Below are 13568 nucleotides of genomic sequence, written 5' to 3'. Positions count from 1 at the left end.
TCCCTAAAAAGTCGGAGGTTGCACTACAACCTCCAACCCATTGCATATTGCTTGACCTTTATTCTCCTGCAAACTTTAACATTCGTGTTTGATCGGTAAGTTCAATATCCACCAACTCAAATGGTGCTTTGGCAGCTTTAGTCACAGAAAACGGCATCATAAAGTTATCTTGACCATTAATCTGCTTTGCGACCTCAACCGTTGCAAGCTTTACACGTTTACCTTTATCGCCCATGCCTGTTAACGTTGCACGAATCGCGTAGCGGCCAGCATCGGTTACTTGCACAGGTACCTGAGCTTGGTATTGGTTATTACCAAGAGCTGTCACTTTCGCGTTATCCATAGTGATGGTTTGCGAACTGTGCACAAACGGCATTTTTATAGAGCGTTTAACTATTTGCCCATTTACCACCGCTTTAACACTTGCCTCAAGTTCATAGTAACCATTTACGGCACCTAGGGTTTCAAGTGGGTATTTAAGCACCGCTTCACCATTTTCATAACGCACATCAAGCTGCTCGCCTTTAGGGCTGTATAAACTTAGTTTTACCTGCTTATCTTTAAAGCGCTTTTGACCCATACTTAACTGTATGCCTAAACGTTGCTGCTGATCTTCCACTTTAAACTGTGTTTTAGCATGTAAGGCATTACGTGAGCCTTTTTCAATTACATGTACTAAATAAGTATCGCTGTCGTTTAGGGCTTGGCTTGTTTTCAACATTGCCTTAGCACCTACCTGACCAAGCCTAAGCCCTACACTACCATCATTAAATCCAGCATTTTGCATTTTTTGTTGTGACGCAGCAGCTTGTACTGATAACAGCTGCGAGTTTGCATCTCTGATTGATAACTTATCGAGCTGTAAATCATCAGGCTTAAACACTTCACCACTATCAAAACGTGCTTTTGGCGCGATACGAATAAAATTATCTACTTGGTTTACATACAGTGGCACACCGCGCTTAAGCTCTTTGCCCGAAACCTTCTGCCAATACTCAACACTATCTTTTTCAAGCATGTGTAACTGCACCGCAGATGAAGATTGCACCTGAGGAAATTGATAAACCGTTTGCTCATTAGCATACGTCGCCGTGCTTACAAGCATCATTGCAGCACAAAGTGTGGTTAACTTATTAATCATGGCTTAGCTCCTAAATTCGATTTTTAAGTATGTTTGGTAAGCCAAAACAATTGCGACGACTTTGCTGATGGCTCAAAGGTTCGCTACCTTGAGTTCGTGATTTATCGGTAAACCACACCACCCCAGCTAACGACTGAGAACTGCAATTTAAAAAACCATCTGAGCAGCTGTCTAACCAGTTTTGTGTTACTTCAAGACCCACTTGATTTTGATAGCCGCCACAATAACTGTCGCTGTCCCATACAGCTGATTCAACGTCACTACCTACCACAGTTTCAAATCGAGACGGTAAGCTCGGGCGGTTCGGTGTGCCGTATAGCCACTGTGCGTTATACGACGCCATCCAAGACACCTGTTGTTGCTTAACCGCATCGTTGCCATAACCTAACAGCCAACCCAAGCTTTGCTCAAACGAATTACCTGCAATAACCGCATCAGCCAAAGGCGTACCACCACTTGAAGGAGCCAGGGCAATAGTACGCGTGACTTTGCTAATAATATTTGGATAACGGCTATCCCATGTTGGGTTAGATAAAATCCAACGCACCACATTACCGCCGTTAGAATGAGTGATCAGGGTTAAATCGGTGATGTTTTTATTATTGATAAATGTAGTAAGCTGCCCCGCTAAACAACCAGATGCCGCATCTGCCCACATATACTGCTCAAAATCACAATTAATGACGGTGTAATTACTGCTATTGGGTAAACCTTGACGAACCGTGTCGACAAAGCTACCAGTCCAATAGTCATTATACGCATCGCTTTGCTGGCCTGTACCGTGCACAAACGCGACTCCTTGCGCAGCAAAAGCACTGTGGCTGATACCCGCTGCCAACACTAAAGCTGGCACTAGTGAGAGTGTTTTTATTTTCATGTGTGTTCCTGTTGATTGTAATTTTATCTATCAGGTTGGAGGAGTGACCTCCGACCAAAAACATAGACCAAACAGGTACGAAAGCAAGAAAATATTTACATAAATTTAACTTTAATGTGTTTTTTAAGTACAAATTATTAGGTTTTTCATTGGTAAAAACTGCCAAATGAATATGAGAGACTTGCCTGCTTGGTAGGTTTTAAAGCTAATCATTAGGCGAAAGCCCTCAGAATTAACTTTTATTTATAAATCTTATTAATCCATATCTCTAAATTGACACATAGGATCTTTCATCTTTTAATGTATAAAAGTCACTTAGCATGTATAACACTGGGTGTACTTTTATCTATCGGCAAAACATGAGTCATAAAAGTTTTTAAAGCGCTGGTTATTACAGCAATCTCAATCTCACTTTATACATTATTTATGATTTCATTCACTGACATTTATGCCCAATCTATTAATGGCTTGAAAGTATCAAGCTTTTTTCTTTTGTTTAATTTATTACTAGCGGTGTTATTTTTTAGTAAGCAACTTAAAACAAGTGCGCTTGTTATAAAAAGGCATAAAAGACGACACAAAAAGCAATTACAGTATATTAAGAAACAGTTGCAGAAATAACTATAATATAGGATGAAACCACTACGCACTCTATGGCGTTAAAATGCGTCCTAGACTTCGAATCCATTTTCGCACCTTGTTACTTTTGTTTATTCAAAAAAGCTGTTGCATTACTAGGACAGCTTCTTGGGTATTTGAATTTAATTATATCCAGAGTTATTGACATTTGGGGGTGACAAACAAAACAAGCCTTCCGTTCCTGTATCTAGATCTAATATTAGTCAAACTCTCGAAGTATAAATTTGGCTACTCTATCACTTCGAATGTGTGTAGTTGCTCTTTTCTAAAGTAATGAACACCAAAAAGTAGAGCACCTGCATTTCCGGCGACACTAGGGTCTCCACTATGTCTAAATATGACATAATCATTCCCCTCTTCAATTAACTGACCATCTGATAGATGCATTACAGACGGAGTAATTAAACCACCCAAATTACTGCCATAAATATAGTAGCTACCAAAATCTACACTTTTATTCGTCGAATTAAGCTGCCCCCTTATATCTCGCTCAATTAATTCAGTAAGCTTTTGCATGCCCTCATTTAGCTCGAAGCTAAGCGTTTCAACTTCTAATTGAGTTGGGTTTTTAACATCACTGACTGGAATATGAGTTGGAATATGATATAAATATCGACCCACCCAATTATCTGAGTCAACTTCTATTGCTAAAGATATTCTAAATACATCATCGAAGCATTCCTGAACATAAGCAACTGGAAAAAGCTTAGTTGCTTGTGGCTGTTCACTATAAAATTCACTACGACTAAAAGCCTCTTTAGCAAATTTTAAAATATCAATACCAACATAATGCTCTTTATAAGACTCACTTTTACTTGAGTTTATGGCCCCTGTAACAGCCTCACCAACAAAAGGAACTGGAACTAGTAACGTTGCAGCGCTGTCAGCAAATATGACTGAAAAATGAGTGCCAGGGATCAACCGTGAACCCGAGGGTAAAGTTGGAAGTTCCTCACTTATTGAGAACTTTTGTATCGTATGTTGAGGAGGCGGCTTACTTTCTTGCATTGCCACGCAACCAGTTAGGAGCGCCATAAATAGAGTCAACAATAAACGCATAAATAGTCCTTGTTCTAAATTAATCTAAACTGATGGTTTAAACACGCACCACGACAACTACATTTCTGAGTCGTAAATCACCCTGTTTTTTCAACTTTAGTGCTTGTTTCAACTAATATTTATTTTTATAGTTTTGAAGAGCTTCAATCCGTTCTTTATATTTACTTATTGAGCAAGTAAGTTTTGCGCCAATTTCTTTCCAGCACTCATTTCGCTCTTTAATCCACCCAATTTGTTTTTGCTTTAAATCACTGAGCACATTTTCTGAGCCTTTAGTCATTGCTTTGGCCTTTGAAATTGCATTCTGGTAAACAGACGCTAACTCATTATCTAATAAAATAAGTTCAGTATTGCCGCAGATTAATATCTCAATCTCATGGGGGTGAGCCGCATTACAATTAAAAGAAGGGGTTTCTTCTATACGGTTGCCTTCGGATAAATACTTACTAAGTACCCAGCCAGTTTTACCTTGCACACCCACATTACACCATGCATTATTTTTAGACGTCTCTCTTTGTTGCTCTGTCATTTTTTGCCATGCTTGTAATGAAGTGCCCCCTGTGCAGCCTAAATTTTTAATACCATTTGTATCTGGAGGAACAAGTAAAACCAACTTGCTGTTGGCTTGCATTTTTTCAAACATTTGTATTGAGTTTTCACTCGATACGCGAAAAAAATCAGGTCCATCAGCGTTCGCTATTGATACAGACGTATAGAAAGACAAACCTAATAGAAGTAACCGTTTTTTCATCACAATTCCGTTTTAATATTAGCTGTGGGTTAAAAGAGTGGTTTTGCGTTAGGGTCAACTTTTTCACACTCACCAGAAAATTCATTGAGCCCACTTGCAAAAACAATTGTACCTGTTGTCCGATCAATCCGAAGGTTTGGTTTATTTAAAAAATTGATTTTGACCTCACCCGTTACCTCAGTATTCGTGATTTTATATTCACGAATAGGAAACCAATCTGAGGCTTCATCTTTTTGAAAAGGAGGTAGCATACCAACAGGTATTTTTACTTGGCCTTTATCTGAGTGAATTTCAACAAGCATAACCCCTTCAAAAGGTCGTTTTATCATGGCTTGCTCAGTACCAAACTCTTTCGAATGCTCACTTTTATTGCGACTATTCTTAAATGTTGTCTCCGTATCACTCACCGTGCCAGAACCTTTACACTTTAAACTTAAGTTTAATTCTTCAGCCTGTGAAGTAGACGAAAGACAAAGAAGCGATAAACAAAAAAGGAGTGATTCGATTGGTTTGATTGAAAAAAAACGACTATCCATACTAACATCCTAACTGTTAAACAAAGTCAGATAAAATAGTAGCATAGTACGATATTTAAGCTAGCCAGTTTCATAACAGTCAGGGAAAATGATTACACAAACTAATCTACTTTTTTACCAGAAAAACACTCCGTAATACCCCCATAATTTGCCAAATTAAAAGGCCAGTTCTCTCTTTTTGACTATACAGCACAGTCACTTTGTTCACCCAAGATAGCTTGTTTCTTATCTTGATACCGCATAAAAGTAATTAATAAACCATCTTCCCAACAGTGAATTAAACCATGAAAAAACGAAGCAACATCCATTCAATTTTAGCGTAACTTTTATAACAATTTATTGATGTAGCTGTTGACGTAAACTGCAAATCACACTACTCTTTTCTGGAAGCGCTTTCATAAGGGCGGTTTTCAACCTCTTTATGGTAGCGCTTCCAGATATGATATAAAATCTATTTTGACAACAATATCATGCTCTAACAGCATGAATAACAATGATAAAAACGAGGGAAACCTGATGCCAAGCCATAACTTTAAAAGAACAAAGTTAGCTTCCAGCTTATCTTTGCTTTTGGGTGCTAGCACCTGCTTATCTGCTTACGCAGAGCAATCTGAACACAACGACAACATTGAAGTTATTCAAGTAACCGGGTTTAAAGGCAGTATTAAAGAATCAACCCAACTAAAACGCTACTCTTCAGGTGTTGTTGATGCTATTTCATCAGAAGATATAGGTAAATTCCCCGATACAAACCTAGCAGAATCTTTACAACGCATTACAGGTGTATCGATAGACCGCAGTAATGGTGAAGGCTCAAAAGTAACTGTACGTGGGTTTGGTCCAGATTATAATATGGTGACTTTAAATGGCCGTACCATGCCAGCAGCTTCGCTTCCTGCAGGCGGAGGATCGCCAAATTCTCGTGCCTATGATTTTGCTAATTTGGCATCAGAAAGTGTTAAATCTGTCGAAGTTTATAAAACAGGAAAAGCAAATATCGCATCAGGGGGTATTGGCGCCACAATCAATATTAATACAGCTCGCCCTTTAGACAATCCTGGTTTAATTACTAATATCGGTGTTAAAGCCATGCACGACACAACAAACCGTGTAGGCGATGATATCACACCTGAAATTTCGGGCATTTTTAGTTGGACGGACGAAGACGCTAAATTTGGTGTATCACTTACTGCAAGTGTTCAAGAGCGCGATAGTTCTGCTGCAGGGGCTTTTGTTAACGAATGGAGAACGACCGCTTACGATGGCACAATTCCTCAATCTGCGGATGACATCATTATCGAAAATGCACCTGCAATGGGGCAATATTATTCGATGCCTTCTGATCTTCGTTATACTATCGCAGATCGCGAACGAACTCGAACAAATGCGCAATTAACTCTACAATATAGCCCCGTAGAGTCACTAACAGCAACACTTGATTATACATACTCGCAGCAAGAGTTATTTGAGTCGCGGGCTGAACAGTCAATCTGGATGGATAACTATAAAACCCATTTAATTTTTGATGACAATACCGTTAAAACCCCCATTTACTACAAAGAAGAGCGTAGAGATCTATCAACGCGTGATCTAGGCCTCGCGTTACAAGAACTAAATCAGCTTAATAAAAATGACTCTATCGGTCTTAACCTTGAATACTTTGTAAATGATCGACTTAGATTTGTATTTGATGCACATAGCTCAAAAGCAACGAGTGAACCAGATGCACCTTATGGCAGTTGGGTGAATGCGGGGTTAGGAGCAAATATCGTCGCCTCTCAAGAAGTCGATTTTAGTCGCAAGTTACCCTCAATGGTAATTGGTTTTGATGATTGCAGCCGAGCTAATCTAAACTGTAATGGCGTATTAGACCAAGATGACGTAGGTACTTCTATTCTCGATTCTAACTTTGCGCGCCAAGAGTCAACCGTTGATGAATTCCGATTACTTGGCAAATATGAAATAGAGTCAGGTGTAATTGATTTTGGTATTGAGTCACGCTCTATGGAAAGCCATTCATTACAATCCCTTACACGTAATACAATGGGCAACTGGGGGATTGAAAACCCTGGAGAGTTGCCAGACGGTTACCTTGATCCTACAAACTTCTTAAGTGAATTAGATGGCTACAACACCTCTGGTTCGTTTGCTCAAGGTTTTACAGGTAGCGCATCTGAAATTGGTTATTGGGCTGCAAACCAGTACGGCTTTAATTTTGCTGCTGATGGTGCATTTGCAACAAACCGCACCATTAAAGAAGAGATTCAAGCTGCATTTGTGCAATATAACTATCAAGGTGAAATTAGCGATATGCCATTTAACCTACTAGTTGGGGCTCGATACGAAACCACAGATATCACCTCAACAGCAAATATTGATTTACCAAATGCAGTAGCTTGGGAAGGTAACAACGATTTTAATGTGCGATATGGCACTGACAAACAAGATTACTCGCTAAGCGCTGACTATGATCACTTTCTGCCTAGCGTAGATTTTGACATTAATGTGGTCGATGATGTAAAACTTCGTGCTTCATATAGTACAACAATCGCACGGCCTACTTATGATAATTTAAGCTCTGCAGCAACAGTTGGGGTACCCACTGGACCTAGTTTAATTCCAGGCACAACCAATGCGCCTGCATCGACGGGTAATCCTGGTTTAGTACCACTCGAATCAGATAATATCGATGTTTCCGCTGAGTGGTATTACAGCGATGTTAGCTATGTTTCTGTCGGTTATTACAATAAAAAAGTTGATAACTTTATTGGCCTAACACCGATGACTCAAAATTACTATGACTTACGAGATGTTTCTGCAGGCCCTCGTGCCCAAGCAGCAAAAGCTGAACTAGAAGCAAGAGGTCTGGCAATCACTGACTCAAACCTATTCCAAATGGTTGCTGCCATGGAAAATGGGGTGGCTTTTGATTCAATGACTTACGAAGAGTTTGAAGCCGCTTACGATATCTTACCTAACAGCGATGACCCTTTGATGGAGTTCACAGCTCAAGTTCCAACCAATAACAAAAATGCAAAAATTGATGGCTATGAGTTTGCTATTCAGCATTTCTTTGGTGACTCAGGCTTTGGTATTCAAGCAAACTACACGATCGTAAATGGCGATGTTGACTTTAATGTTGCCGCAGATCCAACGACAACACAGTTTGCATTAGTTGGTTTAAGTGACACAGCTAACTTCATTGCGATGTATGAGAATGATAAATTTCAAGCGCGTGTAGCGTATAACTGGCGTGATAAATTCTTAAATAATGCTGCTCGCTATGTAAACGAGCCCGCATTTACAGAAGAGTATTATCAAATCGATTTTAATGTGGCTTATAACTACAGTGAACAACTGTCTTTCTTCTTAGAAGGAATTAACATTACTGAGCAAGACAATCGCCAACATGGTCGATATAAAGCACAGTTGTGGAACTTAGACAAAAATGGGGCTCGCTACAATTTAGGCTTGCGTTATAACTTCTAAACGATAGCTGTAAAAATGTATACAGTTTGATACCTATTTACTTAATGAAGTGAGCTTGTAAGGGTTAAACGACGTTGTTATTTAGTTGTTCTAAATTAGACATTTTTAACGCAAATAGTATCACGCTATATTCTCTAAAAGGCTCACGGTTAATGTAAATTGCTACAAAGCCGCTTCTTAATTGAAGCGGCTTTACTATTTAAAGTAAGTATATGAGCAAAAAAATAAATAATATTGTGATCATTGGCGGTGGCGCGGCTGGTTGGCTTACAGCTGGGTTACTAGCCAAAGAACACCCAGATAAAAGTATCACCTTAATTGAGTCTGCTGATATTGGTATTTCGGGTGTTGGTGAAGGCACGTGGCCATCAATGCGCAACACATTGCAGCGGATTGGAGTAAAAGAAAGTGACTTTTTACAGCAATGTGACGCCTCTTTTAAGCAAGGTTCAAAGTTCATAAACTGGCGGGGAAAAGAACAGGCAGATAACTATTATCACCCTTTCATGATACCTGAAGGCTACTATAAATATGATGTTCATACTGCATGGCAGCAATTATTCCCTGAACAAAAATACGCCGATGCTATGAATATGCAAAGCTTTATTTGCCAAGCAGCTCTTGCCCCCAAACAACTTAATACACCTGAATATGCAGGTGTTACGAATTACGGTTACCACCTAGATGCCCATAAATTCGCACAATTTCTAGCAAGACATTGTGTAAATACGCTTAACGTAAAACACATCACCGATAATGTTCTTCACGCCAATAATAATGCTCAAGGCTACATTGAAAGTGTCACTACACAGAATAATGGTGAGATTTACGGTGATTTGTTTATTGATTGTTCTGGTAGCCAGGGGCTGTTAATCGCCAAGCACTACCGGATCCCGTTTTTAGATCAAAGTCACATTCTTTTTAATAATACTGCTGTGGCCGCACACTTGCCCTACGAAAGCCCATCTCAGAATATTGCATCAGCGACTTTATCCACCGCACAATCCGCTGGCTGGATTTGGGATATAGGATTACCAACTAGACGCGGTATTGGCTATACATTTAGTGATAAATATTGTGACGTTACAACGGCTATTGAAACACTAAAAAGCTATGCTGCACAATCTGTTGGCATTCAACAAGCTAGCAAGATTGAAACACGAACACTACGTTTTACGCCTGGTTACAGAGAAGTATTTTGGCATAAAAACTGTGTTGCGATCGGAATGTCGCAAGGGTTTATAGAGCCACTAGAGGCTTCAGCGTTAGCCATGGTTGAATTAAGCATCAGTATGCTAAGTGAGCAAATGCCAGTAAACCAAGTGCACATGCAGCTGTTGAGTGATCGGTTTAATAAACGTTTTAGGTACCGCTGGGAGCAAGTCATCAATTTTCTAAAACTGCATTATGTATTGAGTAGTCGTGATGATAATAGCTATTGGTGCGATAACCACCACCCTAAAAGTATTCCAATTGAATTACAGAACTTACTAACATTGTGGCAATATCAGGCTCCCAGTCGATTCGATTTTATAGAAAATGAAGAGATTTTTTCTTCTCCAAGTTATCAATACGTGCTGTATGGCATGGGCTTCAAAACCAAACAAACAACAAAACTTGATAACCATACATACCAGATGGCACAACAACTCTACCAACTCAATCGCAAGAAGATTGCGCAATACTTACAAAAACTACCCACTAATCGACTGTTATTAAAGCAATTACAAAAGGAATAAGGTGGCAACATGAAACTACAACAAATTAAACAGGTAGTCATAGCTGGCGGTGGTACCGCAGGCTGGATGGCCGCAGCCGCGTTAGCTAAATTACTAAATAAAGATATTGAAATCTGCTTAATTGAATCAGACGATATCGGCACTGTCGGTGTTGGCGAAGCAACCATTCCACCTATTCGTACCTTTCATAAATTGCTAGGTATCGATGAGCAAGAATTTATGAGGTCAACACAAGCAACATTCAAACTGGGAATTCGCTTTGAGAATTGGCATCAGCCAAACAGTGATTACATTCACTCTTTCGGTATGACAGGTAAAGAATGCTGGGCTGGAGAGTTCCACCATTTTTGGTTGCATTGGCAAAAAATGGGCAATACCGATGATTTCGCAGATTACTGCTATGAACTACAGGCAGCTAAGCAAGGTAAATTTGGGTTTAGCCCTCAAAACCCAATTAATTACGCATTTCATATGGATGCCAGTCGTTATGCTGCATTTTTACGAGCATTTTCAGAAAACCTCGGTGTAAAACGTGTAGAGGGTAAAATTGAACGGGTAAATAAACATGTTGATAATGGCTTTATTAAAAGCTTATCGCTGGATAATAACACTGAAATAGCGGGTGATTTTTTTATTGATTGCACTGGTTTCAAAGGCATACTTATCGAGCAAGCCTTACATACAGGGTTTGAAGATTGGTCTCATTTATTACCTTGCGACAGTGCCGTTGCGGTACAAACAAAAGGAACACCAGACCCTCTCCCTTACACCCGCTCTATTGCGCATCAATCAGGATGGCAGTGGCAGATTCCTTTGCAAAACAGAGTTGGCAATGGCTTAGTTTATTGCAGCCGCTATTTAAATGACCATGATGCAACTGAGTTACTATTGAGTAACCTTGTTAGTGACACCCTAACCGAACCAAAAATTATTAAATTTAAAACTGGTCGACGACGTAAAGGCTGGAATAAAAATTGTCTTGCACTAGGCCTTGCCAGTGGCTTTTTAGAACCTCTTGAATCAACGAGTATCCACTTAATTATGACTGGTATCATTCGTTTTATGCGACTGTTTCCTTTTACAGGTGTAACGCCACAAGCTATCGATGAATACAATAAGCAATTACAGTCAGAGCTCGAAAGTATTCGTGACTTTATTGTTTTGCATTATAAGGTTACGGATAGACAAGACAGTGAATTTTGGCGCCATTGCCAAGCTATGGAAATACCTGACCCCCTTGCTCATAAAATCGCATTATTTAAAGAAACTGGGCGGGTTTTCTTAGATGACGGCGATATTTTTCGTGTCGACTCTTGGGTTCAAGTCATGCTTGGACAAGGTGTTAAACCAGCGCAATATCACCATGTCGCTTCTTTAATGAATAATCAAGAGTTAAGTCGCTTTATGCAAGGCATTAAACAACAAATTGCCCATAGGTTAGCGCAATTACCAACTCATAAAGAGTTTATTAACGAGTACTATCGGATAGATGATTAAGCCCACAGTAAAGTCGATACGATTATTGTTAAAACATTGATAATAAAATTTACTGTAAAGCCACTTCTAAGCGCTCGCTTTACAGTAACAATACACTAAATTACATCTTTCTTAATGAGAGTTTTAAGTATTAAGTATGAGTGGTAACTAAAACTACTTAGCGTACGATTGCTAAAAAATAAAACCATGACTCAACATAGAAAATAACTGAATCATTCACCTATTCACTCTTGATTTATTACTAAAAACCCCAAAAACAACCTGCATCTAACTCATTAATTATTAAATAATAAAGTGAATTAATTACGTTGTTTTAAGACTAAATTAAATAAACGGTTGACCGTTCGGACAATAGCCTCTAACCTAAATATGGAAGCGCTACCATAAACAACCCAATAACTTCGACTCAAGTGAAACACAAAAAAATGGAAGCGCTACCATAACAATTTAAATTTAGTCGCAAGATTTACTTGCATTTGTTTACCAAAGGTTTCTTTACATGACTCAGCTCACGTTACCAAAAAACTCAACAATGCTTAGCAAAGATTTTATCTATGGCGTTGCAACAGCCTCATTTCAAATAGAAGGAGCAGCCGATCAGCGTCTCCCTTGTATTTGGGATACTTTCTGCGCGACGCCTGGAAAAATAGCTGATAACTCAAACGGCGATTCCGCCTGTGAGCATGTAAAAAATTGGCAAGACGATGTTGAACTAATCGACTCTTTAGGTGTAGATGCCTATCGCCTATCAATTTCTTGGCCAAGAGTCATAAAGTTAGACGGTACTTTAAATCAAGAAGGTATTAACTTTTACATTACTATTTTAGACGAACTAATGCGTCGAAATATTAAAGCATTTGTTACCTTATATCACTGGGATTTACCACAGCATTTAGAGGATAAAGGAGGCTGGTTAAATCGCGAAACAGCGTATGAGTTTGCTCGCTATGTAGATCTAGTAAGTAAAGCACTATCAGGAAAAGTATATTCATATGCAACGTTGAATGAACCTTTCTGCAGCTCGTATTTGGGCTATGAAATAGGCGTTCACGCACCGGGTATCAAAGGCCGTGAATTTGGCAGAAAAGCCGCTCATCATTTATTACTTGCCCATGGTTTAGCGATGAAAGTGCTAACTAAAAATAGCCCTGAGTCATTAAACGGTATCGTGCTCAACTTTACTCCTTGTTATTCTGTATCATCGAGCGAAGCAGACACTGCAGCAACAGCTTTTGCAGATGACTATATAAACCAATGGTATATGAAACCTGTGATGCAAGGAGCATATCCTGACATCATAGAACAGTTGCCACCCGCTCACAGACCTGACATTCTAGCTGGCGATATGGATATTATTTGCCAACCATTAGATTTCTTAGGCGTAAATTTCTATACCAGGCTGCGCTATGAAGCAAGTGATACAGATTATTACCATGAACTGCCTCACCAAGCGCCAATGACAGATATTGGGTGGGAAATTTATCCATCTGCATTAACAGAATTATTAGTTTCTTTGCATCAAAAATATGATTTGCCGCCAATTTATATTACAGAGAATGGCGCTGCTATGGCCGACAAAATGGTGGATGGTGAGGTGAACGATCAAGATCGTATCGCCTATTATAATGCCCATTTAAATGCAGTGAATGATGCCATATTACAAGGTGTTAATGTAGCTGGCTACTTCGCATGGAGCTTAATGGATAATTTTGAGTGGGCTGAAGGTTATTCAAAACGCTTTGGTATTGTTCATGTTGATTACAACACACAAATACGAACAGTAAAGCTAAGTGGTAAAGCATATAGCCAGTTAATTACTCGCCGATAAAAAAGACAACAA

General features: G+C 39.2%; 9 protein-coding genes. 4 read left to right on the top strand and 5 right to left on the bottom strand.

Features of this window, described 5'->3' with window-relative positions; genetic code table 11:
• Positions 1-58: 58 nt before the first annotated feature.
• From PAARA_RS18130 to PAARA_RS18105, 5 genes are all read right to left on the bottom strand, one after another.
• Positions 59-1141, bottom strand: coding sequence for a DUF4785 domain-containing protein (locus PAARA_RS18130; protein WP_062570396.1), 1083 nt, complete (start codon positions 1139-1141; stop codon positions 59-61).
• A gap of 10 nt (positions 1142-1151) precedes the next feature.
• The gene (locus PAARA_RS18125) at positions 1152-2018 is read right to left on the bottom strand and encodes a hypothetical protein (protein WP_062570395.1); all 867 of its coding nucleotides are present in this window, start codon (positions 2016-2018) and stop codon (positions 1152-1154) included.
• Positions 2019-2885: 867 nt separating this feature from the next.
• Entirely contained in the window at positions 2886-3716 is an 831-nt protein-coding gene (locus PAARA_RS18115) for a hypothetical protein (RefSeq protein ID WP_062570393.1), read from the bottom strand.
• A gap of 112 nt (positions 3717-3828) precedes the next feature.
• Positions 3829-4467, bottom strand: coding sequence for a lysozyme inhibitor LprI family protein (locus tag PAARA_RS18110; protein WP_062570392.1), 639 nt, complete (start codon positions 4465-4467; stop codon positions 3829-3831).
• A 29-nt stretch (positions 4468-4496) separates the two neighbouring features.
• Positions 4497-5003, bottom strand: coding sequence for a hypothetical protein (locus tag PAARA_RS18105; protein ID WP_062570391.1), 507 nt, complete (start codon positions 5001-5003; stop codon positions 4497-4499).
• A 516-nt stretch (positions 5004-5519) separates the two neighbouring features.
• Between PAARA_RS18105 and PAARA_RS18100 the strand changes: the two genes are divergently transcribed.
• From PAARA_RS18100 to PAARA_RS18085, 4 genes are all read left to right on the top strand, one after another.
• Positions 5520-8492, top strand: coding sequence for a TonB-dependent receptor (locus PAARA_RS18100; RefSeq protein ID WP_062570390.1), 2973 nt, complete (start codon positions 5520-5522; stop codon positions 8490-8492).
• A gap of 212 nt (positions 8493-8704) precedes the next feature.
• A complete protein-coding gene (locus tag PAARA_RS18095) occupies positions 8705-10231 on the top strand; it encodes a tryptophan halogenase family protein (RefSeq protein ID WP_062570389.1) in 1527 nt (508 codons plus the stop codon).
• A gap of 9 nt (positions 10232-10240) precedes the next feature.
• Entirely contained in the window at positions 10241-11728 is a 1488-nt protein-coding gene (locus tag PAARA_RS18090; RefSeq protein ID WP_062570388.1) for a tryptophan halogenase family protein, read from the top strand.
• 499 nt (positions 11729-12227) lie between these two features.
• On the top strand, positions 12228-13556 hold the full coding sequence (locus PAARA_RS18085) for a GH1 family beta-glucosidase (RefSeq protein ID WP_062570387.1): 1329 nt from the start codon (positions 12228-12230) through the stop codon (positions 13554-13556).
• Positions 13557-13568 lie beyond the last annotated feature (12 nt).

The organism is Pseudoalteromonas arabiensis, assembly GCF_001550155.1.
Taxonomy (GTDB): domain Bacteria; phylum Pseudomonadota; class Gammaproteobacteria; order Enterobacterales; family Alteromonadaceae; genus Pseudoalteromonas; species Pseudoalteromonas arabiensis.
Note: the sequence above shows the minus strand (reverse complement) of the source record. Positions and strands in the feature narration are given on the sequence as shown.